Annotated in this window: 25 protein-coding genes, 1 pseudogene and 2 other annotated features; of the genes and pseudogenes, 15 read left to right on the top strand and 11 right to left on the bottom strand. The window is 35.1% G+C overall.

All coding sequences use genetic code 11. The features are described from left to right. Nucleotides 1–184: 184 nt before the first annotated feature. Nucleotides 185–1,003 (bottom strand): class I SAM-dependent methyltransferase, encoded by an 819-nt coding sequence (locus ACLBXA_RS11085; protein WP_001072254.1) that lies wholly within the window; start codon nt 1,001–1,003, stop codon nt 185–187. 114 nt (nt 1,004–1,117) lie between these two features. After that, nucleotides 1,118–1,388, top strand: a binding site (T-box leader). A 51-nt stretch (nt 1,389–1,439) separates the two neighbouring features. Between ACLBXA_RS11085 and metG the strand changes: the two genes are divergently transcribed. Next, on the top strand, nt 1,440–3,074 hold the full coding sequence (metG, locus tag ACLBXA_RS11090; protein WP_000021589.1) for a methionine--tRNA ligase: 1,635 nt from the start codon (nt 1,440–1,442) through the stop codon (nt 3,072–3,074). A 41-nt stretch (nt 3,075–3,115) separates the two neighbouring features. Here metG and ACLBXA_RS11095 read toward each other — a convergent pair whose 3' ends face one another. The 6 genes from ACLBXA_RS11095 to ACLBXA_RS11120 form a co-directional block, all read right to left on the bottom strand. Continuing rightward, nucleotides 3,116–3,370 (bottom strand): hypothetical protein, encoded by a 255-nt coding sequence (locus ACLBXA_RS11095; RefSeq protein ID WP_000154129.1) that lies wholly within the window; start codon nt 3,368–3,370, stop codon nt 3,116–3,118. Nucleotides 3,371–3,588: 218 nt separating this feature from the next. Further along, nucleotides 3,589–4,491 (bottom strand): EamA family transporter, encoded by a 903-nt coding sequence (locus tag ACLBXA_RS11100; RefSeq protein WP_000357149.1) that lies wholly within the window; start codon nt 4,489–4,491, stop codon nt 3,589–3,591. Between the two features lie 141 nt (nt 4,492–4,632). Further along, nucleotides 4,633–6,075 carry a sensor histidine kinase gene (locus ACLBXA_RS11105; RefSeq protein WP_000201949.1) on the bottom strand — a complete coding sequence of 481 codons (1,443 nt, stop codon included), beginning with the start codon at nt 6,073–6,075 and terminating at the stop codon, nt 4,633–4,635. Further along, the gene (locus ACLBXA_RS11110) at nt 6,053–6,718 is read right to left on the bottom strand and encodes a response regulator transcription factor (protein ID WP_000148834.1); all 666 of its coding nucleotides are present in this window, start codon (nt 6,716–6,718) and stop codon (nt 6,053–6,055) included. The genes ACLBXA_RS11105 and ACLBXA_RS11110 overlap by 23 nt, the downstream gene beginning before the upstream one ends. Before the next feature lie 364 nt (nt 6,719–7,082). Then, nucleotides 7,083–7,544: a L,D-transpeptidase gene (locus tag ACLBXA_RS11115; RefSeq protein WP_000735061.1), complete on the bottom strand. Its 462-nt coding sequence runs from the start codon at nt 7,542–7,544 to the stop codon at nt 7,083–7,085. A 30-nt stretch (nt 7,545–7,574) separates the two neighbouring features. Beyond that, the gene (locus ACLBXA_RS11120) at nt 7,575–8,018 is read right to left on the bottom strand and encodes a DUF3978 domain-containing protein (RefSeq protein ID WP_000388763.1); all 444 of its coding nucleotides are present in this window, start codon (nt 8,016–8,018) and stop codon (nt 7,575–7,577) included. Between the two features lie 400 nt (nt 8,019–8,418). Here ACLBXA_RS11120 and ACLBXA_RS11125 point away from each other — a divergent pair, with 400 nt between their 5' ends. The 5 genes from ACLBXA_RS11125 (at nt 8,419) to ACLBXA_RS11145 (ending at nt 11,514) form a co-directional block, all read left to right on the top strand. Then, nucleotides 8,419–9,033 carry a DedA family protein gene (locus ACLBXA_RS11125; protein WP_000454764.1) on the top strand — a complete coding sequence of 205 codons (615 nt, stop codon included), beginning with the start codon at nt 8,419–8,421 and terminating at the stop codon, nt 9,031–9,033. Nucleotides 9,034–9,263: 230 nt separating this feature from the next. Next, nucleotides 9,264–9,485 carry a helix-turn-helix transcriptional regulator gene (locus tag ACLBXA_RS11130; protein ID WP_000776170.1) on the top strand — a complete coding sequence of 74 codons (222 nt, stop codon included), beginning with the start codon at nt 9,264–9,266 and terminating at the stop codon, nt 9,483–9,485. Continuing rightward, a complete protein-coding gene (locus ACLBXA_RS11135; protein ID WP_000837718.1) occupies nt 9,475–10,182 on the top strand; it encodes a DUF3169 family protein in 708 nt (235 codons plus the stop codon). The genes ACLBXA_RS11130 and ACLBXA_RS11135 overlap by 11 nt, the downstream gene beginning before the upstream one ends. 42 nt (nt 10,183–10,224) lie before the next feature. Further along, the gene (locus tag ACLBXA_RS11140; protein WP_002083694.1) at nt 10,225–11,277 is read left to right on the top strand and encodes a hypothetical protein; all 1,053 of its coding nucleotides are present in this window, start codon (nt 10,225–10,227) and stop codon (nt 11,275–11,277) included. 96 nt (nt 11,278–11,373) lie between these two features. Further along, complete coding sequence (locus tag ACLBXA_RS11145; protein ID WP_000404758.1) at nt 11,374–11,514, top strand: DUF3985 family protein; 141 nt, start codon at nt 11,374–11,376, stop codon at nt 11,512–11,514. 247 nt (nt 11,515–11,761) lie between these two features. Here ACLBXA_RS11145 and ACLBXA_RS11150 read toward each other — a convergent pair whose 3' ends face one another. After that, a complete protein-coding gene (locus ACLBXA_RS11150; RefSeq protein WP_001077773.1) occupies nt 11,762–12,148 on the bottom strand; it encodes a DUF3938 domain-containing protein in 387 nt (128 codons plus the stop codon). Between the two features lie 460 nt (nt 12,149–12,608). Here ACLBXA_RS11150 and ACLBXA_RS11155 point away from each other — a divergent pair, with 460 nt between their 5' ends. After that, complete coding sequence (locus ACLBXA_RS11155; protein ID WP_000406909.1) at nt 12,609–13,130, top strand: GNAT family N-acetyltransferase; 522 nt, start codon at nt 12,609–12,611, stop codon at nt 13,128–13,130. 110 nt (nt 13,131–13,240) lie between these two features. Here the strand turns inward: ACLBXA_RS11155 and ACLBXA_RS11160 are convergent, their stop codons facing one another. Next, a complete protein-coding gene (locus tag ACLBXA_RS11160; RefSeq protein WP_000530044.1) occupies nt 13,241–14,134 on the bottom strand; it encodes a YitT family protein in 894 nt (297 codons plus the stop codon). 277 nt (nt 14,135–14,411) lie between these two features. Here ACLBXA_RS11160 and ACLBXA_RS11165 point away from each other — a divergent pair, with 277 nt between their 5' ends. The 3 genes from ACLBXA_RS11165 to ACLBXA_RS11175 all read left to right on the top strand — a co-directional run bounded on the left by ACLBXA_RS11165 (nt 14,412) and on the right by ACLBXA_RS11175 (nt 16,452). Continuing rightward, nucleotides 14,412–14,696 (top strand): hypothetical protein, encoded by a 285-nt coding sequence (locus tag ACLBXA_RS11165; RefSeq protein ID WP_000394930.1) that lies wholly within the window; start codon nt 14,412–14,414, stop codon nt 14,694–14,696. A 28-nt stretch (nt 14,697–14,724) separates the two neighbouring features. Further along, nucleotides 14,725–15,507, top strand: coding sequence for a membrane protein insertase YidC (gene yidC, locus ACLBXA_RS11170; protein ID WP_000920528.1), 783 nt, complete (start codon nt 14,725–14,727; stop codon nt 15,505–15,507). Nucleotides 15,508–15,636: 129 nt separating this feature from the next. Further along, the gene (locus ACLBXA_RS11175; RefSeq protein ID WP_447617215.1) at nt 15,637–16,452 is read left to right on the top strand and encodes a hypothetical protein; all 816 of its coding nucleotides are present in this window, start codon (nt 15,637–15,639) and stop codon (nt 16,450–16,452) included. Nucleotides 16,453–16,529: 77 nt separating this feature from the next. Here the strand turns inward: ACLBXA_RS11175 and ACLBXA_RS11180 are convergent, their stop codons facing one another. Further along, entirely contained in the window at nt 16,530–16,757 is a 228-nt protein-coding gene (locus ACLBXA_RS11180; RefSeq protein ID WP_000562247.1) for a hypothetical protein, read from the bottom strand. A 166-nt stretch (nt 16,758–16,923) separates the two neighbouring features. Further along, nucleotides 16,924–17,160 (top strand) — a binding site (T-box leader). Between the two features lie 65 nt (nt 17,161–17,225). Between ACLBXA_RS11180 and ACLBXA_RS11185 the strand changes: the two genes are divergently transcribed. From ACLBXA_RS11185 to ACLBXA_RS11195, 3 genes are all read left to right on the top strand, one after another. Continuing rightward, nucleotides 17,226–18,536: an APC family permease gene (locus ACLBXA_RS11185; RefSeq protein ID WP_000546308.1), complete on the top strand. Its 1,311-nt coding sequence runs from the start codon at nt 17,226–17,228 to the stop codon at nt 18,534–18,536. A 107-nt stretch (nt 18,537–18,643) separates the two neighbouring features. After that, the gene (locus ACLBXA_RS11190) at nt 18,644–19,828 is read left to right on the top strand and encodes an MFS transporter (protein ID WP_003280661.1); all 1,185 of its coding nucleotides are present in this window, start codon (nt 18,644–18,646) and stop codon (nt 19,826–19,828) included. 78 nt (nt 19,829–19,906) lie between these two features. Then, complete coding sequence (locus ACLBXA_RS11195; RefSeq protein WP_000288473.1) at nt 19,907–20,089, top strand: hypothetical protein; 183 nt, start codon at nt 19,907–19,909, stop codon at nt 20,087–20,089. A gap of 27 nt (nt 20,090–20,116) precedes the next feature. On the opposite strand, the gene ACLBXA_RS11200 is transcribed toward ACLBXA_RS11195, so the two are convergent. Further along, the gene (locus ACLBXA_RS11200) at nt 20,117–20,875 is read right to left on the bottom strand and encodes a TrmB family transcriptional regulator (RefSeq protein ID WP_000939479.1); all 759 of its coding nucleotides are present in this window, start codon (nt 20,873–20,875) and stop codon (nt 20,117–20,119) included. Between the two features lie 243 nt (nt 20,876–21,118). Here ACLBXA_RS11200 and ACLBXA_RS11205 point away from each other — a divergent pair. Beyond that, a pseudogene (locus ACLBXA_RS11205) lies at nt 21,119–22,114 on the top strand (cache domain-containing protein); the annotation flags it as partial. Nucleotides 22,115–22,237: 123 nt separating this feature from the next. Then, the gene (locus ACLBXA_RS11210; protein ID WP_414638675.1) at nt 22,238–23,062 is read left to right on the top strand and encodes a methyl-accepting chemotaxis protein; all 825 of its coding nucleotides are present in this window, start codon (nt 22,238–22,240) and stop codon (nt 23,060–23,062) included. Nucleotides 23,063–23,074: the final 12 nt, after the last annotated feature.

Raw genomic sequence — 23,074 nt, forward strand, 5'->3', positions numbered from 1 at the left:
TACTTCTAATTAGTTGATAACGATTATCAGTATCAACTAAAACATTACTCTTCGTTATGTTGGTCATACCCCTTTTTGACGACGTAAGTCAGAGACGAAATGTTGAAATATCTTGTGTCCTATTCTACAGAATTATGGTAATCTCCAACCTCAACTTATATGCGCGAGCATGCAAAAAAGGATCCTATCCGTGAAGGGATCCTTTTTTGCATGCTCGCGCAATTATTGTATATAGACCGGGTATTTGTTCTTCAATTCCTTCTGGGGCAGTAGAAGGGAAGACCCACTTTTGATGAGGTCCCTGTTCTTCAATTAGTTTTTCAATCTTAAAATGTTCTTCGGCGAGTGTTGTAATAATTTCTCCTAATGTCCAGCGACGGATGGTTGTTTTCGGTAACGATTCTTTCTGCGCTTCTGTAAGAAGAATGCTATAAGCAACATCATCTTCAATCAATTCTTCATCGAAATAATTTCCACTTGCTCGAAACGATGGGTGGTCTACTCCTAATAGCTTTGTGTATATTGGATGGTAATCGCGAAGGATAAGTATTCCACCTGGCTTTAGTAGTTGAGAAATTTTTTTGAAAAGTGGTTTTAAATCTAGAAAGTAATGAAGTACACCAAGCTCCAGTAATACGATATCAAATGATTTGGAGAGATTTACATCTAGTACATCAGAAACGATGTAATGAATAGAGACGTCTGCGGCGGCAGCAAGTTCATTTGCATATTTTGCATTACTTGCTGAAATATCAACAACTGTTACGTCAGAGCCTAAAAGGGCGAGAGCAACGGCCTTATTCCCTTTTGATCCTAGTAAATTAATAATATGTTTTCCTTTCGGAGATTGTATGTAAGGTAAATAGTGATCTACCTCGCGCATAGGGTCTTCCATGATTTTTTTCGCATAATCCTCCGGTGCCCCATGGCGATTCGTCCAAGCTTCATAAGCAGCTGTATTCCAGCTTTTTTCATTAATAGTGCTTAGTTGTTTTTGGTTCAATGTTATCACTCCTTTTGTGAACGTATAGTTATTCGGCAGGGGGATGGGATTTCCTTTTCTTTCTGAATAAAAGTTTGATTTTTCTGTGATTAAGTCGTACAATACTTTTTATACGTAAAAGCGTTGAAAAGGAAAAGTAGGATGAACACATTCTTTCCAGAGAGCTTCGGTAGCTGAGAAGAAGCAAGAATATTCATTTGAACAATGGCCTTTGAGCTTCGTCCTGAACTTATCAAATGATAATAGTAGGCGGCGACGAGAGTTGGTACTCGTTATCAAAACCACAGTATAAGAGCATATAGCTCCGTACTTGTTAAGGCTAATTATGTGAGTAATTGGCGAAATAAGGTGGTACCGCGACTGTTTATACAGCCCCGCCCTTATCTTTTTTAAGATAAGGGCGGGGCTTTTTTATATTTAAAAGGAGGAATGTAAGATGAGTATTTTTATTGGAGGCGCTTGGCCGTATGCAAATGGCTCGTTACATCTTGGTCATATTGCGAGTTTGTTACCTGGAGATATTTTAGCACGTTATTACCGGGCAAAAGGTGAGAATGTGTTGTATGTTTCGGGCAGTGATTGTAATGGAACACCGATTGCAATTAGAGCAAAACAAGAAGGTGTGACAGCAAAAGAAATTGCTAATAAGTACCATGAAGAATTCCAGCGATGTTTTCGTGATCTCGGTTTTACGTATGATTGCTATACACGTACCGATAGCGAGCATCATCATGAAACTGTTCAAAAAGTTTTTTTACGTTTATTGGAAGAAGGCTATATTTATAAAAAAACAGTGGAACAAGCGTACTGTAAAACGTGTACGCAGTTTTTACCAGATCGTTATGTAGAAGGAATATGTCCACATTGCCATGAAGCAGCAAGAGGCGATCAATGCGATGCGTGTTCAGCTATTTTAGATCCACTCGATTTGTTAGAAAAGACATGCAAGTTATGTGGTAGTACACCATCTGTAGAGGAAACAGAGCATTTTTATTTTGCATTGCATACATTTCAGCAGCAAATTAAAAAAGTTGTAGAAATCGCAAAAGAAAAAGGAACATGGCGTGATAATGCAATTCAATTAACGGAAAGATATGTAAAGGAAGGCTTACAAGATAGGGCTGTATCAAGAGATTTACCAATCGGGGTACCAATTCCAGTGAAAGGGTATGAAGATAAGAAAATTTACGTATGGATAGAAGCAGTGGCAGGATATTATTCAGCGAGTAAATATTGGGCTGAAGAAACAGGAAAAGATGATCATGAGTTTTGGAATAGCGATGCGCAAACATATTATGTACACGGCAAGGATAATATTCCATTTCACTCCATCATTTGGCCAGCGGTTTTACTTGGAATAGGAGAGGAAGCAATCCCGCGTCATATCGTTTCGAATGAGTATTTAACAGTTGAAAAAAGAAAGTTATCTACGAGTAAAAACTGGGCAGTATGGGTGCCTGACATATTAGAACGTTACAATCCAGATTCTATTCGTTACTTTTTAACAGTAAATGCACCAGAAAATCGTGATACTGATTTTTCATGGCGTGAATTCATTTACAGTCATAATAGTGAACTGTTAGGTGCATACGGGAACTTCGTGAACCGGACATTAAAGTTTATTGAAAAATATTATGATGGCATTGTGCCGCAGGGAACTATCAATGTAGAACTGAAGGATAAAGTAGAAGGATTATATAAAAATGTAGGAGAGGCGATTGAGCAAACTACATTTAAGGTGGCGCTAGAAACAATATTCGATGCCGTACGTTTTGCAAATAAATACTTTGATGAGAGGCAGCCTTGGAAAGAAAGAGAAGATAATCCAGTTTCATGTGAAGAAACGATTTATAATTGTATTTATCTTATTGCTAATTTTGCAAATCTCCTTGAACCATTTTTACCATTTTCAAGTGAAAGAGTTCGAAGCACATTGTCGATTGTGAACCGAAATTGGGAACCGCAAAATACGTTGCCGAATAGAATTGATAGCGTGCAGCCATTATTTGAGCGAATCGATGTAAAACAAATTGAGCATGAGATAGAGAAGCTGTATGTAGCGGCAAAATGAGATAGAGAAAAAGACCTTTCAAGTAAATGAAAGGTCTTTTGTTATGCAGTATGATTCTCTTTCTTATCTTTCAAAAAGAAAAGTACAGCAAGGATTACAAGAATAATAGCTGCAATATCATACGTTATTTTAAATGTAGTATTAAAGTTTAAGTACTCTACGAAAGGAGTTTTCACTGCTCCTGCATATATACAAACGGGAATGAGAAGTAAATCGTAAAATTTCTTTTCTTTCATATATCTTATTAGGAAGAAGATACACATAATAGCAAAAAATACGATGCTTAAAATAGTCATTTATACCTCCCGATAAATTTACTTATTTTAATTGTAGTTATATTTTTATCCCGCATTAACGGGCAGTAAGACTCCACCTCAAAATTCAGCGAAAGCGAAGAAGTTAGGTGGGGATCAACTGCCCGTAAAAGCCCGATTGGTGAGGGCTGATAATCAGTGGGGGATGAACAAAACCCCCACTAATTAAAGTTTTACTTTATATAAATTCTGTATTTTTTTCAAGCGCTATGCACGCGATTATGTTTCCTTTCTTTCCTAGCCGTAAGCAGCTGGGGAGTGAAAATTCCAAGCAATATAAAAATAATTCCAATCCACTGCATGAAGGTTACGACTTCATGTACAAGTGTAATAGAAGCGATAATAGCAGTTGGTAATTCAGCTGCACCTAATATCGTGCTAAGTCCTGTTCCAACTTTTGGTACACCGATTGAAAAACAAATGACAGGTACAACAACGCCGAATAATCCGAGGAAGAAAGCATATTTCCATAGACCAGCTTGCAGGGCACCATCTGTTAAAAAGGTCGGCGGGAAGAATAGGCATACGATAAGAGTTGCACTTGTTGTCATAAGAAAGCTTTTCGTATAAGGGGGAACATCTGTAGCAACGCGTCCGCTTGCAAAAACATAGAATGAAAAAGAGACAGCAGCTAATAGTCCAAAGATAATCCCTTTCGTAGAAAAACTTTGTCCGAGGCCTTCAAATATACCACCTGCAAACAATGTACCAGCAAATAAAATAAGGATAGATATGATCTTATCGCGGCTTGGAAATATTCGATTTGCAATTGCTTCGATAATGACACCAATCCAAGTGAACTGAAAGAGTAGGACGACAGCGATAGATGCGGGTAGCTCTTCTACAGAAATAGCGTAGAAAATTCCAGTCATACTCATTGTTGTTCCGACGGTTAGTAATGAAAAGAATTGTTTTTTTGTTACTTTATGACGTGAAAAGAAAAGAACGAGTAGAAATAGTCCAATCCATCCGAAGACATATTGTCCCCCTAATAGTTGATGTGCTGAAAATCCACTTAGGAATCCGAGTTTGAAAATAGTTGAAAGTATGCCGTAGCTGCAAGCACCGAATAAAACGAGCAATGAATATTTAAACTTATCCATAAAAAATCCTCCTTTTAAGTAATAAAAAACGCCCGCTATCCAAATAAGGATAACGGGCGAACGAAACAGAGTAAGACACTCTACAAAATTCCGCCACTCACACATAAAGTATGAGTTTGGGGTATGTAATTATAGTGAATGCTACATTGCTTTTGGGAATACAATGGAGCATTTTACACCTTGAGCTGTGTTTTGTATTCCGTAAGGAAATTGATGTTTATCTAATATTTGTTTCACGATATATAATCCAAGACCGCTACCTTGTACTAAACCGTGTTTATCAGGGTTTGCACGATAGAAAGGCTCAAATAAATGAGCAAGTTTATCTTCATCAATTTGTGAACCTGTATTTAATACTTCTAATGCGTAACCGTTTGGTTTTTCATAAAGCTTTATATATACGTGCTGGTGGTCAATTGTATAATGAATTGCATTTGAAATAATGTTAAAAATAGCAGTTTGAATAAATTTAGGATCAGCTAAAATTTGTACGTCGTGTTTAATATTAGATTGTACATTTAATTGTTTTACAGATACAAAGTAATCTACTTTCTTCATAACATCCTCAATAATATTAGATAAAGAAATGACTTCTAAATTCGGTTTAAATTGAGGGTTTTGTATTTTGGATAATTCCGACATTTTTTCCGTTAATATGTTAATATCTTGCATCATTTCATAGGAACGTTTTAAATATTTATCTCTATCTTTATAAGCTCCAATTCCGTGAATCATGCCATCTAGTTGTCCCATAACGGCTGCGATTGGTGTTTTTAATTCATGGGATACCATAGACATAAATTCTTTACGAGATTGCTCTAATTGTTGTTCCTTTTTGAGCTCATTTCTTAAATCTTGATTGCTTGCATGTAAATTCTTCACAATATTTGGTACTTGTGAAGCGGCTACTTGCAAATTAAAATCTGTTTGATCTGTATTTTTGTTAAGTAGTTTTTTATCTGAGAAATCAAGATTCATAATATCTTTTAAAGCATCGCTCATATATTGAAAAGGTTTGGCAATTAGTTTTGTATAAATTAAAGATCCGAGTAGTGATAATGCAAGCATTGTCGCGCCAATATGTGGAGCTAATTGCTGCAACGCATCTGCTAACTTTGGATTATCATTTATATCATTTATTTTACTTGCTGCATTTTGTGTATGTAAGGCATCATTATTAGCGACTTTCTTTTCTGCTTCTGTAAGCGGATTAGAAGTGCTATTTTTCCCCGAAAGGTTTTGTGTATGTTCTTTTGCTTTTGCAGTTTGGCTAGGCTGCAAAAGGTGATTGATAGCTGTAGAAAGAGATTTATAATCTATAATAGAAGATTGGAAATTGGAAATGCTTCCCTCTGACACAGCTTTATTTTGATTCGTTTTACTTTGATTGTTTTGCTTATCTAAATCCGCCTGTTCTGTAGTCGGCGTTCCATTTTCTTTCGCAAAATGTTCTTTATCGTAGTTTGAAGCTAGAAAGTAAATAATTTGATAAAGACAAAGTGATAAAAGAATACAAAATAATAAGGTTTTGATGAAAATATTTTTGGTGATGTTGTCTTTGCTACGATTCGATTTTGTAGCCAATGCCTTTCACCGTTTTAATATAAGTAATTCCTAATTTTTTTCTTAAGTTTTTAATATGTGTATCTATAACTCTTACATCACCATAATGTTCATAGCCCCATACCTTATTCAACAAATCACTTCTTGATAATACTTTTCCTCGATTTTGCAGTAAAGTATAAATAATTTCAAATTCTTTTGTTGTCAATTCAATTTGATTACCATGAACATAAGCTGCATATGCTGTAGAGTTTAACATCAATTCATGGAATTGTAGTATAGTTGCAGCTTCTGCTTCCTTCGTTGCTGCCCTTCTTAATACAGCCTCTACACGCTTAATAAATACAGTGTAATGGAACGGTTTCGTAATATAGTCATCAATACCTAACTCAAATCCTTTAATTTCACTTTCTTCATTATGTAAGCCTGTTAACATAATGATTGGTACATCAGATTGTCCTCGCATAATTTTACAAATACTATAGCCATCTATATCTGGTAACATTACATCGAGGAGGACAAGATCGTATGAATTTTTTTGGAAAAGAAGAATACCTTCTGTTCCAGCACCAACTACATCAACAGTAAAGTTTTGTGCCATTAGAAATTCACGAATTAGTTCTTGTATATCTGGGTTGTCTTCAATCACCAGTATATGCGTCATAGTAACACCTCCTAAATAACGCTTTTTACTGCAATATTCGAATTCATCATTTTTCGAGTGACTCAGATTGTTTATACATATAATAAGCCCCCGCTATAAAATAATCATGAAGGTAGCAAGGGGAATAGTTTAGTGTTACTGAATAGTTCAGAATTACAGTAGTTCTATTATAGTATGTATTATAAAATTTATAAAACATTATAACTGTATAATTTTAATATCTACGTTTATCAATGTTTAAATATCAGCTAATCAAATCTATTCCTATTATATATGTAAATACAGTTGTTTTGCTACTGTAAATGAATAAATAAAATAAGCCAAGACATAAAATTCTTGGCTACACATAAATCTTGTTTTTAGGCTATTTTACAGTGACAGTAGCTTGCTGCTGAACGCGCTCAAATAACCAGTGTATATCATTGTTATACATACGAATACAACCAAGTGTTGTTGCTTTGCCGATTGCTTGATTATTGTTAGTTCCGTGAATTGCATAAGTTGTTCCGTAAGTTCCTGCCATATTTAATCCGAGCCAACGGTCACCAAGTGGATTACGTGGATCGCCGCCTTTAATTTTGCCTGTATAATAAGGGCGGTTTTTAATTTTATTTACGATTTGAAAAGTTCCTTTAGGTGTAGGTGTTGCTGCTTTTCCAGTAGCGACAGTAAAACTTTTTATAAATTTTCCATCCTGATAATAATCCATTTTATTTAACTGAGTGTTTACGATTAATTGATCTTTCGTTGTAGCGGCCTCTGCGCTAGCGAATGGAAGAGTTAAAAATCCTAATGATAATAGTGCGCTTAATAATAATTTTTTCATTGTTATTCTCCTTTTACTATCGTAATAGTCTTACATACAATGAAGTTGTAATCCTCGTAAAGCTTTATTTACATTTTCATCTAATGTTTCAAAGAATGCAGTGATTTTGCTGTTGTGTTTGTTGTTTTTATCAATAAGTAATCTTTCATTTAATAAAAGCTCACCACGTAGTCCAAAACTTTGAACTTGAATATTTAGCTCATCTTCATTTTCAGAAATGATTGGTAAGAAATAATGAAAAGCTTTTGTTGGAATGATGTAGCTTTTGCCAATCATGCTTTCTTGATTTGAATTAATCCATTTTTTCGTGACAATTTTAATATTCTTTTTTGAAACGATAAAAGATAGTGTTGTAGATTTTGTTAAACTTACGTCAAATTCACTTGTTTCACACATGTGTAAATTAAAAACGGTTTCATTTTGATGAGATTCAACATTTGTATTAATAAAATCGTGCATTTTATATGCTTCCATTTCGTATTCACCCTTTTTTCAATTTCGAAAACGACTTATATTTATTCAAATTAATGCTTAGTCATATATTGGTTAAATTTTTCAACAAATTCCGATATAATCTTACAATACGTATATGAAGCTAATATGAAGTTAGGATGAGTTTGTGGTGGTTTTTTATTGAGAACAAAATTAGAGGGGTTTTTAAGTGTTAAAAAATGGATAAAATTTGCATGATATTAATGCGTCTTTTTGTTATTTCGACTTAAAAAATGATTTTTACTAATTAATAAAGAACGGAAATCATTAGTGTGACCCTTACAAAAATGTAATAAAAATGTAAGCTATTGTGATAGTTATTTCGACAATTTTTTTATACAATAATAGTAAGAAGTTGTACGTGATTGAAAGGAGAGATGACATGGAATGGATTCATGAATTATTTCAGCAATACGGGTACTATGTTGTACTTGTCGGCTTGCTGTTAGAATATATTGCACTTCCGTTTCCGGGAGAGCCCACATTAGCATATGCGGGATTTTTAGCGCAGAAGGGTGATTTAAGTTTACCGATTTTAATCATTCTATCCTTTATTGGGACAAGTGTAGGAATGACGATTCAATACTTTTTAGGAAATAAATTAGGTATGCCTTTCATTCAAAAGTATGGAAAATACGTATTTTTAACACAAAGAAAAATTGATTTAACGAGAATGTGGTTTGATAAGTATGGGTACTTCCTGATTTTTATTGGTTTCTTTATTCCTGGTGTACGTCATTTCACAGGATACTTTGCAGGAATTATTAATTTACCATTCCGTCGTTTTGCCATTACAATTTATTCAGGCGCTCTATTTTGGGTATCATTCTTCTTAATCGGTGGTTACTGGTTAGGTGGAAACTTACATGACATCTTTGGAGTGCTAGAAGATCATATCGGTAAAATCATTGTTGGAGTTATCGTTATCGTAGCAATTACGTTAGGTGTTCGTTTCCGCAAACAGTTAAAACGAGTATTACTACAAAACGCAAGCTAATATGAAATCCATTCTATGTCAGAATTTAGGAAGGCAGTGCAAAAGCACTGCCTTTTTTATTTTATTGTTAAGACTATGTTTAATGCACATTTTACATTCTTTATAGGAATTTGATACAGGATAAGAAATAAGTATCTTGTCAATTATTATAGTCGTAATGACAATTATAATTGACAAAAATAAGGATATTATTTACAATTTTAATTAAATAAATGAAAAAGAGGGAAGACATGAAGCTTCAAAATCGAGTGAGGGAATTGCGAGCAAAGCATCGTTTATCACAAGGGGATTTAGGGAAAGCGATTGGATCATCACGGCAAACGATTAGTTTAATTGAGCGCGGGGATTATGCACCATCTATTGTATTGTCGTTAAAAATCGCACAAATTTTCAATGTATCGGTGGAGGAAATATTCACGTTAGTGGAGGGGGAAGAGGATGATGAAGAGTAAACGAAAAAAACAATTTGATTCTGTGGGGAAAATAGCATTAAGTATGATGGGTGGCTTTTTAACGTCTTATATAGCTTTAAATTTACTCTCGGATGAACCGAGAAAATTATCATCCAATACATTTATAGGCATATGTACTATTTTTGGAATCTTAATGATGTACTACACTTGGAAGAATACGCGTATGTTAGCGGAGGCACGCGATGAAGAAGAGAGCGTACAAGGCAGAAAATTAGGCATTATAAGTATATATTTACGTGTAGGTGATATAGTGACGCAGGCATGGTTTGTATATGCAGTTATTACATGTAGACGTGCACTGTTGCAGGATACTAATGTTTCATTTGCGGTGTGGAATTTAGTAGCTTCTATTGTTTGTTTAACTACTGTAGTGATTATCGGGCTCATAACAAAAAATCGTTATAATAAGCTATACCCTGAACAAGGTGTAACGTATATGGAATCTATGAAAATGTGGACGAAAAACGCAGATGAAGGATTAAAGCACATTGTGCATGAGGCTGGATATAAAGCGTATGAATTTACGAATACAATATTGGCATATGTATGGTGGGCTGCCGTTATATATACAGCTGCTAGTAATATCGATTTTGTATTAATTGGCTTAATCTCATTTATTTGGATATTGCATCTCGGGAAGTTCATGTACGAAATGCAGAGAAAAATGATTTATTAAGGGGAGAAAAAGGTGGATATTTTAAGAAGGCCAGCTGGCTCAATGACAGTGGCGCTAATTCTGTCCATTTTATACGGAGTAATCCGAACTGGGAAATTAGAAGTAATTTTGAACCTATGGGCAATAGTTGGAATTTCATTGTTAGTGTTAGCCATTCATGAGCTAGGACATGTAGTATTTGGTGTAATAGGTGGTTTAACATTTAAATTTATGACAGTAGGACCCATTACTATTCAAAAAGAAAAGGGAAAATTACGCATTCGAGAAAATAAATTATGGGCGTACTTTGGAGGTGTTGCAACATTAGTACCACCTTCTATAGAGACACCGAATCTTTCGAAAAAGTGGGCGTGGCTCACTTTAGGTGGACCGATTACGAGTTTACTATTTGGTATTACTTCCGGTTACATATACATGGTGAGTTATTATCAATATCTTTTATATTTTTCCTTTTTCCATTTTGCAATCTTTGCGGTTACAATTGTGCCGATAAAAGGAATGCTTATGAGTGATGGGATGCAATTTCTTATTTTAATTAAAGATGATGAAAGAGCTAGAAATCACTTATATGAGATTCAAATATCGAGTGAGTTATTTAGTTATAAAAGACCGAAAGATTGGGATGAAAGATTAGTAGAACTTAGTGAGGAGAAAATAAAAGAGAATAAAGGGATAAGGGAGATAATGAGTAGACTTATGCTCGTCTTTTTTGCTCGTGCAGATCAAGAGGGAATGGAAAGAGCGATACCGTATATAGAACGAATTGTTCAATTACCTGTAACGAAAGAAAATAAGTTTTTCGTTAGTAGTTTTCATAGTTGGTACCTTTTATATAAAGCCCTTTATCAGATGGATAGTCTTTCTTTGCAAGAAGCAAAGGAACATGCAAAGGCTATTACAAAAATGGACCTAAGTGGATATTACCGTACACAAGGGATTATTAAATATGTAGAGGGCAATATGGAAGCGTCCCGTACTTATATGAAGAAAGCCGATCAAGAATTAAAGAGCGCCGAGAAGAGTGAGATGGGATATTTACAATTAGAAAGAGAATGGTTTAAGCAGCTGAAAGAGAGGGTATCTTACGATGGGTGAGGTATCCTCTTTTTTATATGTCATCTTATGCCGTTCCATAAACAGCCTAGGGCGAGTAAAATGAGATAAGAAGAGCAAAGCTTGGAGGAAGTAAATATGGAAATTTTATCAATTATTTTGATAGTCTTGCTCATTTATGTTGTTTTTAAAGTAGCATATGTAGCATTAAAGATACTCGCGATCCTATTGATTATCTTTTTAATCGTAGAGTTCGGCAGTAAGTTGCTTGGGGGATAGGGTATGTTGTACGTTTTGGATGTCTAAGGTTGTCGTTAAATCGATATCTTGTGCCGAATCGTTGATATAATGAAAAAATCGTTGATATAAGTGGAGAAACGATCGATATATTTGAAAAATCGTTGATATATTTAAGTGAATACGAAGTGGGGTATATGGAAAAGAAGTTGCCGTTGGGTAGCTTCTTTTTATTGTAGTGCCGGTGTATGCAAACCAACATAAAAAAGCTGGAAGAATTCCTTCCAGCTTAAGAGTTACTTTCAATTTGGCGACCGCTATCTTCTTCATTGTCTTGTAATAGGTTGAATACGTCTGCTAAGCAGAATGCAATGAACCAAGTCCATAGACCGTGGAAGAAAGCTGAGCTTAATTGAAGTGGTAATGTATAGTTTGTCATTGAGTAGGAAATACATCCACCAACGATTCCAATCATTGTTAATAACATTGTTTTCTGAGCATTTTCTTCTGGATTGAAGAGGAAGTAAATGTATCCGCCTAAAATTGAAGCGCTTACAAGTGTTTCGATTCCATTAAAAATGATATTCTCTCCAAGCTGTGTGTTTGTCCAGAAACAAATCGTACCGCCGATAATAGCAAACAGGACAGCTATTGTATATCGTATATATTGATTCATATGTTCATCTCCCTATGTAATAAGATGATTTGGAAGTCAAAAAGGTAGGTATAGTATATTGAAGTGAGTTTTAATTGTACGTATCTTTTTATAAAAAGATCATTGAAGAGTAACTAAGATGATCGGTTGTTTAAACCGTTACGTGTATGGTGTCTGAAATATACCCGACTGCTCGTTTCTTTTTGCTTGTAAAATAAGAGAAACTTCCAAGTCTATATACTCTTTTTTTGTGAGTCTGCTTTCATTATAACACATTTAGGGACATAATAATAGAATTATCTGATTTTGTAATAAGTGTAAAAAATAAAAAGCGTAAGGAAATACCATTAACAATGCAGTTTAGTGGAAGAAGGATTTTAATTTATTATGATGAAATATGTAATCAAGGTGAGATCTAAGAAGGAGGCTTAAATACAATAAAAAATGTTTTGTAGCATGAATGTAAGGGAGGGGAGCTAACTTGGAAATCACAACAGAAAGATTAATAATTAGACCTTTTAAGAGTACTGATTTACAGGATGTATTTGCTATTTATAATAATGATGATACATGTAAGTTCCTATTACATAATAAGTGGACTCATGAAGACATGCAGAAAAGATTTAATAAGAAGCTAGCAAACAATGCACTTACTGAAGAATCAATATTAAGTTTGGCAGTTATATACAAGACTAAAGTAGTTGGTGACTTATCCGTATGGTACACAAATATGAAGGATACTGTTGAGATTGGTTATAGTTTTTCAAATGAAGTAGTTGGAAGAGGTTTGGCAACAGAAGCAGTAAGTAGTTTGGTGTTTAAATTATTTAATGAATGTAATGTACATCGTATACAAGCTAATCTTGATGCACGTAATACAGCTTCAAAAAAATTGTGTGAACGAATAGGTATGAGAAAGGAAGCCCATTTCATACAAGATTTTTGGAATAAAAATGAATGGACAGATAGTTTTGTATATGGAATGTTATCCTCCGATTTGTAGTAATAAACTTCGTGATTTTATTATGCTAAAGGGTGCGTTAGTTGAATAACAAAGGGCATAACATAGTATATATGACTAATATGTTATGCCCTTTAATGTATTAACCTTTTTTATATACGTTTGAAACGGCCGACAATTTCAACTGTTTCAGTAATGTTCATAAATGCTTTGTTATCCACTTGACGGATAATACGTTTCATTTCGCCTAACTCATAGCGAGTCACGACAGTGTAAATCATTTTTTTCTTATGGTTTGTATAGCCGCCGACAGCGTCTACCATTGTCACCCCGCGTATGCCGTGATGTAGTAGTGCGCTTTTTATTTCCTCGCCTTTTTCTGTAATAGTCATTATCGTTAATTTAATATGTTTCGTATGCACAGCATCGATAACTTTGCTGACTACAAATCGACTAATTAACGTATAAAGTGTAATATCCCATCCGAAAATAAAACCTGCTGCGACAAGTAAGATTAAGTTGAATACAAATATGATTGCTCCAATTGAAACATCTCGATATTTTGCTACAATCAATCCAACAACATCAAAACCACCTGTTGAAGAAGCAAATCGGAATATAATTCCTGAAGCTGCTCCGCAGATAACACCACCGAATACAGAAGAAAGTAAAATATCGTCTGAAACTTGGTGTACCGGGATAATATTCATCGCTAAAGATGACACAGCTACAAAGTACGCTGTTAAAAAGGTTGTCTTCTTGCCTAAGTAAAAGTGACTTAAAATAAGAAGAGGAATGTTTAGTAAAAAGATAAGTGCACCGATATTGTAGTGCATTAAATAACCGATAATCATCCCTACACCAGCGAATCCACCGCTAATCATATTATGCGGGATAAAAAACATATTCATAGAAATTGCATACAAAATAGAAGCTATAAAAATAACAACCAACTGTATCATAAATTCTAAATGAAATGTTTTAGCTGCTGGGAAGGATAAAAAGGCGGTGTCGGGAACGTAATCGGCGTCTCCTAGTTGACCCATAGTATGTTTCATCTCCATATTCATTTTTGATTACAAGAAGAGAATAAAGGTTTTTTCAAAAACTGGCAATAGTTTTATTATAATGCAAAAATTTTATAAATTTCTAATAAATCAAGCCTATTCATTGATGTGCGTGAATATACTAAAGAAAGCGAATACAACGTTTCTTAATTATTGTTTTCTTGAGAAAATATGCAAAATAATTTTTTTGAAAATAAAAGGAAATAGAGAATGTTTGCCTAATGTGCTAAAATGACCTTATTAAGGATGTGAAGCGATGGAATTTTTATTGCAGGATGCAATTTTATATATATCGTTTGTAACGACGGCACTTTGTTTATTAGAAGTTTTCTTCCTTGCTAATGTTTCTCGCTTTGTGCGTCAACAAGCATCAAGCGGTAGACAAAGAGCTTTTGCGTTAGTTGATACATGTGAAGATAGTGCGGGAAATGTACCGCTATTTTCTATTTTTTATAAATATGGAATGATTCGTTCTGTACGTAGACAAGAATCAAGTGAAGAGAATGATGAGGTCGGTCCGTATACACCAATGTTTCGCTAAATAATTACGAAACATTGGAGGAATGAACATGTTAAAATCATACCGAGCTGTGCTCGTTAGTTTATCATTATTACTTGTTTTTGTTTTATCTGGCTGCAGTAATGCAGCCCCAATTGATGCACATAGTACTGGGATTTGGGATCATTATTTCGTATATCCAATCTCGTTTATGATTCAATTTGTTGCTCATCATATACCTGGAGCTAGCTTTGGGATTGCAATCATTATTATGACGCTCGTTATTCGTTCAGCGATGATTCCATTAGCTGTTTCACAATATCGTAGCCAAGCGAAAATGAAGAAAATGCAACCTGAATTGCAGAAGCTAAAGAAAAAGTACGGTGATGTAGGCAAAGATCTTGAAAAACAAAAGCAGTATCAAAAAGAAATGTCAGAGCTAATGAAATCAGGCGGTTGGAATCCACTTGCTGGTTGCTGGCCAATTTTTATACAAATGCCGATTTTCTCTGCTTTGTATTATGCGATTAGCAGAACGGAAGAGATTCGCACATCTTCTTTTTTATGGGTGAACTTAGGACATGCAGATCCATATCATATATTACCGATTATTGCAGCGTTAACGACATTTATTCAGATGAAAGTTTTCCAATCTAATATTACACCTGGAGAACAAGTACAGATGCTAAAGATACAGCAAATTATGATGCCGGCAATGATTCTATTTATGGGGTTTGCGGCGCCATCAGGACTTGTATTGTACTGGATAACAGGTAACTTATTTACAATGACACAAACAATCGTATTAAGAAAAATAATGGAACGTGAAGAGTTACAATTACAAAAAGCATAGAGAAACACCGCTCATTATGAGCGGTGTTTTTTATTCGAAACGTTAAGGGAATTTTAAGAAACCAACATTACTATTGGCATTGTATACGAAAGTGTACATGCTTTAGAAATATGAAGGAGGAAATTTCCTATGAAGAAGAAAACAGTTGGGTATTTAGCGATTGCAGGTGCTTTATCATTCGGAATCATTGGAGGAGTCGGTATTCCGGCATTCGCGGCAACGAATACTCCAGCAGCTGAACAGTCTACAAAAACGGCGAAAAAGGATTTGGATGACGCTACAAAACAAAAAGTAAAAACAATTATGGACGATACAAAGAAACAGTTAGAGAAACTAGGTGTAAAGCTTCCGGAGAAAGAGAAGCGTAAAGACATGTTTGCAGGATTAGATGATCAGGCGAAAGCAAAAGCGAAGTCGATTTTAGAGCAAAAGAAATCTGGAAAATTAACGCATGAGCAAGCAAAAGAGGAATTAACAAAGCTAGGCGTGAAAATGCCGGAGAAAGGTAAACATGGAGACATGTTTGCTAACTTAGATGATCAGGCGAAAGCAAAAGCGAAGTTGATTTTAGAGCAAAAGAAATCTGGAAAATTAACGCATGAGCAAGCAAAAGAGGAATTAACAAAGTTAGGCGTGAAAATGCCGGAGAAAGGTAAGCATGGAGACATGTTTGCTAACTTAGATGAACAGGCGAAAGAGAAAGCGAAGTCGATTTTAGAGCAAAAGAAATCTGGAAAATTAACGCATGAGCAAGCAAAAGAAGAATTAACAAAATTAGGTGTGAAACTTCCAGAAAAAGAGAAGCGTGAAGACATCTTTGCGGGATTAGATGAAGCAACAAAAACAAAAGCAAAAGCGATTTTAGACAATGAAAAGAAACAATTAGAGGAATTAAATGTGGATCTTCCACATCACAAGTTTTTTATGAAAAAAGAAGATAAATAATTGATTTATGTATCTTTCGTGGGGCAACCGGAAGGTACATGCGAGGACCGATTTCTACTTATAGAAATCGGTCTCTTTTAATGATTCAATAAGATTCTTTTCATTGTTAGTATGTATCCGAAGACGCAGTAGAAGATTGCAAAACCGATAAACACTTCCGTATATTGATATTTACCCAATACGTAGAAGGAAACAGCTGGTATAATAGCTACCGCTAAAATGCTATAAACAGGATACTTGTTTCGATACATGATAGCGAATAGAACAGAGAGAAACGTAGCGATGATACAAAAGACAGCAATCATTATTGGTACACCTCCTAAATGAATTATACCATTTTTAGGGAATTAGAGAAGTTTTGTATCTTCTGTTATAATATAAGAAGAGAAATATTTCCTATGTTATATAAAAAAATATATTGATTTTTTCTAACAATTCAATATAATGAACAATAACTACAAAATTCGACATCAAGAAGTGATGATGAGGACACGATTAATTTTTTACGATTCCCAGAGAGGGAAGCCTTTGGCTGTGAGCTTCCTAATACGGAAAAATAGATTACCACCTCTGAACTGCAGCAGTGAACGAACATCTAGTAATTGCTTGCCGGCAAAAACCGTTATTTAGACTTGAGAAATTGGTGAAGTGTGTTACTTTGCGAATTGAAACAAGGGTGGAACCACGAATACAACACTCGTCCCTTTTTTAGGGAGGAGTGTTTTTTTATTTCATTTTTGCATCACACTAGAATTGGAAGGAGGATACGCAGCATGCATCATGATGAGAAGAACAAAATTGGTTTAACAGTAGCACTTTCTATCGTAGTAGGAACGATTATCGGGTCTGGTGTATTTATGAAACCAGGAAGCGTATTAGATTACTCAGGGAGTTCTAATATGGCCATTCTTGCTTGGGTAATTGGTGGTCTGTTGACGTTAGCAAGTGGTTTAACAGTAGCCGAAATTGGAGCGCAAATCCCGAAAAATGGTGGGTTGTATACGTATTTAGAGGAGATTTACGGAAGTTTTTGGGGATATTTATCAGGCTGGATGCAAACAATTGTTTATGGACCAGCTATTATCGGAACATTAGGTTTATACTTTAGTTCTTTAATGATTAATTTTTTCTATTTAGATAAAGTGTGGAATTTACCAATCGCAATCGGAACAGTTGTGTTCCTTGGCTTTGTAAATAGTATGGGAACAAAATACGGAGGTATCGTTCAAACAATCACGACAATTGGGAAAATGATTCCGATTGTATTAATTGTCGTGTTAGGTTTTTGGAAAGGAAACAGTGATATTTTTAACGTAGTAGTGCCGATATCAGAAAATCAAAGTATCGGTATGGCAATTTTAGCAACGTTATTTGCTTATGACGGCTGGATTTTACTTGCTTCGATTGGTGGAGAAATGAAGAATCCAACAAAGTTATTACCGAAAGCAATGACAGTTGGGATTTTAATTGTAACAGCTGCATACGTATTAATTAACTTGGCGTTATTAAATGTATTACCAGCAGCGAAAATTGTAGACCTTGGAGAAAATGCAACAGCGACAGCTGCGGGCATGTTACTTGGAGAATATGGCGGGAAAATTATTAGTATCGGTATTATCGTTTCTATTTTCGGTTGTTTAAATGGAAAGATTTTAACATTCCCACGTATTCCAATGTCTATGGCGGAACGTGGACAACTTCCATTTTCTAAGTTTATTGCAAAGGAAAGTCCAAGATTTAAAACACCAGCAAATGCGATTACTGTTGAAATCATTTTAGGAATTATTTTAATGATTATTAGTGATCCAAATAAGCTATCTGAGATTTCCGTATTTATTATTTATATTTTCTATGTAATGACGTTTATTGGTGTCTTCATTTTAAGGAAACGTAATAAGAATAAAGAGCGTGCATATAGTGTACCGTTATTCCCAATCGTACCAATCGTTGCGATTTTAGGTTCGTTCTTTGTAATCGGTAGTGCGATTATTAATGATCCGGTAAGTTGTTTCTTATCAATTGGAATTGTCTTTACGGGACTTCCGGTGTATTGGTACTTGAATAAGAAGAAAGAAACAGAATGATGGAAGGGTAGGCGTATAATACGCCTACCTTTTTTACTGTAAAAAAATTGTACTTGCGTCCACTTTCTATTTTGGTTACTATAGTCGTAGTAACCAAAACAGAAAGCGTGGGGAAAGACTTGAATTTTCGTGTTTATATTTTAGCTATCGCGGCTTTCGTAGTCGGAACGGTTGAGCTAATTATAGGAGGAACGCTCGATTTAGTTGCCAATGATTTAGGAGTATCTATTAGCGCAGCTGGTCAGCTTATAACAATATTTTCGGTAGTATTTGCTTTGTCAGGTCCAGTTTTATTAGCTTTGACAGGGAAGTTTGAAAGAAAAACATTGTATGTTGGAGCATTATCGATTTTCTTAATCGGAAATATTATTTCGGCATTTAGTGTGAATTACGGAATGCTAATGTTCTCAAGGGTTATTTGTGCGGCGAGTGGTTCATTAATTATTGCACTATCGGTAACACTTGCTTCTAGTGTAGTAGAACCGCATTTTCGTGCGCGTGCAATTGGAATCATTTTTATGGGAATTAGTGGATCACTTGTACTTGGAGTACCGCTCGGTCTTGTACTCGGAAATGCATACGGATGGCGTGCGCCATTTGTATTGATTTCAGTATTAACAGTTATGGCAATTGCTTGTATTTCATTGTTCTTAACGAAAGTACCACCGACATCGGTATTATCAATAAAAGAACAACTTGCTACTTTAAAAGATAAAAAAATTGTAAGTGCACAGTTAACATCATTTTTGTTTTTAACGGGGCATTTAACATTGTATGCATATTTAACACCGTTTTTAAAAGATGTTATGCATGTTGAAGCAAATTGGATTAGTGTGTTTTACTTCATTTTCGGAATCGCAGCAGTAATCGGCGGTGGATTCGGTGGATGGCTTGCTGATAAATGGGGATCGAAGAAAAGTATTATCTCGATTATTATCGTATTTGCATGTGCAATCTTCATGTTGCCATTAATGACATTCTCATTCCCACTCTTCATCATTATGATGGGACTTTGGAGTATGCTGAGCTGGGCGATTTCACCAGCACAGCAAAATTATTTAATTGACATTGCACCGGAATCAGCTGGTATCCAGCAAGGTTTAAATAACTCTGCGCTTCATTTAGGAATTGCACTCGGTTCAACAGTAGGCGGAGTTGTTATTGAAAAATCATCTGTTATATATAACGCTTGGGTAGGCGGTGGCTTTATTATATTAGCACTGCTTTGCGCGATTTTCTCGATTACGAGAGGACGCTCTACTCAGTTTGCGAAAGAAGAATCTATCGTTTGATAGGTTCTTTTTTTATTTGTAAAAAATTGCAGGTTTTAGTAGAGAAATGGAGAAAGGGTGTATAGCGAGGTGAGGTATATGTATACGAATTTTTCAATTATTGGTCTTCTAATTTCAATGCTCCCTTTGTTTCTTATTATTCTTGCACTTAGATGGGTTCGTTTCATCTATAAAAATTCAGAGAAACAGGTAGAGCAAAATGAGAAAATCATTGAGCTGTTGATGGAGATAAAGGAACAAAACGAAAAGGAGTCTAAGTGAAAAACTAGACTCCTGTTTATTATTTAATTAGTATCTTAACTTCATCAACAAACTCTTAATTTCCTCATCTTCCATAAAGAGATCATGGTGTTTTTGAGTAATCTTTGCAAGTGCAACGTCGTGATAGAAAAATTCTGTAAAGAACTTTACGAAAGGTTGTGACATTGTTTTCATCGCTTGCCATGACTCTTGTTCTACGCCAGCAAATAAAATTTCACGATCGTCAACGATGAGTAGCAAGTAGCGCTCTAATGCATTAGGCTCTTCAGCTGGGATTAGAAAATGCATGTTTTCTAAGTCTGTTTCTACTTCTCCAACAATAAGGGATTCAATTTGAACACCTTGTTTTGCTTTTTGTTCTAGTAAAGGAAGATATTCTAAAAGAGTATCATTCCAAGCTGAAATACGGATTGATTCTTTTGCACTTTCAATGAGTTCTTTACTTTGAACTCGAATAGAAGATTGCATCTTTAAGCTCCAAACACGGTCATCTGTAAATGATTTTTTTGATATATTTGTTTCCAGTTCCTTAATATTTGATTGAAATTCTGTCGTTAATTTTTCAATTGCTAGCTTTAGTGGTAATGCTGTATACAATTTTTTCTTTTCTGAAACAGAATCCATTACCATTCCTTTATCGATTAGGCGTGCTAGTACTTCATATATTTTTGCTTTTGGAACACCTGAATGCTTCACAATTGTTGTAGCATCTAATGGTTCATTGCTTGATACGACAACTTCATAAGCTTGGCTTTCATATTGTGAGAAACCGAATTTTTGTAACATAGTTCCCTCCGAACGAATGAGATTATATTTTAAGGATAATGAACTATTTGTTTTTGCACAAGTGGTAGTCCGTTTTCTAATTGTATTAAGGTGAGAATTAATTTCAATTTTTTAATTTTATCTATTATACTTAATATAATGATTAATAATATTTCAATTTAATGCGAAGGGGATGCTGGGGGGAAGATGTTAAGAAGTTTACGTTTAAAAATTGCGGTAGTGTTTTCAGTACTTATTTCTATGATGTTCGTAATATTGGGTACAGCTGTGTATCAATTACAGAAAGAAAAGGAAGTGCGTTCCTTAGACGAGTATTCTCAAAATGCGATGGATCTTGTGACAGAGCAACTTACGACATTTGTTCAAAGAACGGATGAAGATATGGGGTATTACGCGAACAGTGAGATGATTCGTAATATGCTTCAAGGTGGGGTTACTCCAGAAGAGGAAGCGTTTTTAACGAAAGAGTTTGCGGAGTATAAAAAGAATCATCCTGGTATTTTAGATTTATATATTGGTACGAAAGATAAAAAAACATTAAGTGCCAATCTTGCTGAAGGTGGGCAAGTGCCAGAAGGATATGATCCAACGACAAGACCATGGTATAAAGATTCAGAGGCTGATGTAAAAAAGGTCCATTGGGGACAACCTTCTTATGAAATTGCAACAGGAAAGTTAAGTGTAGGTGTTTCTAAAGCAATTACAGCTCAAGATGGATCTGTATTAGGCGTTGTTGCGATGGATGTATCGCTTGGGACGATTCAGAAGTTGCTTCACAATATTCAATATAATAATGACGGAGAAATGTTTATTATAAATGATAAAAATATGGCTCTTGTTTATCCAGAAAAGATAGGGAAAGATGTTTCTAAAGAGCCACTTATAAAGAGCTTAAATAAAGAGGTAACAAAATATGCGGTCACTACAATAAAAGGTGAAGATGTAGTTGTTTATAGTCAATCATTTGATACGATGAAATGGACGATAGGAATCTTTTATCCGAAAGAAACGATCGATGGGCTATTAAATAGTACGAGAAATACAGTCATTATGATGGCGTGTATTAGTTTATTAGTTGGAATCGTAGCTTCCTACTTGTTCTCAAGAAGATTAGCAAGACCACTGCAATTATTAAAGAATCACGTTCAAAAAGTAGCAGAAGGGGATTTAACGCTGCGAATGAAGGTGACAAGTAAAGATGAAGTTGGAGAGTTGACGAAGCACTTTAATGATATGGTTGAACAAATGAATGAAATGGTAAGTAAAATTAAAAACAGCGTATCAACAGTGCAACAATCAACGAATAGTTTACATTATTTAACGAACGAAACAGTAGCGGCTAGTAGAGAAGTTTCCGGAGCAATGGATGATGTGAGCGGGGGAGCTTCTACTCTTGCGAATAGTGTGGATGAAGTTTCAGCTCAGCTCGAGAATATGGCAGAGTCAGTGGAACAAATGAATAGCTCCGTTGGTGAAATAAAAGGAGTGACTGGCAAAGCGGAAGAGGCATCTAAGCAAGGATTAAATACAATGAGGAACTTAGTCCGTACGAGGGGACAATCATCTTCGATTGTTGTTCATACAGAAGAAGCATCGGATAAGTTAGAACAAAGAGTTGGATCGATTCAAAATGTTGTTGAGCTTATAAAAGGTATTTCGGATCAAACAAATTTACTTGCTTTAAATGCCTCGATTGAAGCTGCCCGTGCAGGTGAGCAAGGTAAGGGATTTGCGGTTGTTGCTGAAGAGGTTCGGAAATTAGCGGAACAATCAAAAGAGGCAACAGGAGAAATCACAACGATGATTGGTGATGTGCAATTAGAAGTAAAAAGGGTTGTAGAAGTTGTAAGTAAATTGAAAGACATTGCAGATGTGCAAAATAAAGTGACGACAGAGGCAGAAATGGAGTTCCGCACAATTATGTCAGTTGTAAATACGATTAGTACTTCAGTTGAAAAAATTGTAGAAGAGGTACATAACATAGGTTACGAGCAAGGAGAAATTACAGCGGTAATGCATACAATTGCTGGTACGAGTCAAGAAAGTGCAGCTGTTTCTGAAGAGGTACATGCTGCAACTGAATCACAGGTTAATCATCTAGAAAAGGTAGCCCACACGATGGAAAGTTTGACAGAGCATATGAAAGATTTAGAAAGATTAGTTGAGCAGTTTAAAGTGGAAGAGTAACATATTAGTAAA

The sequence above is a fragment of the Bacillus sp. D48C genome, assembly GCF_053345735.1.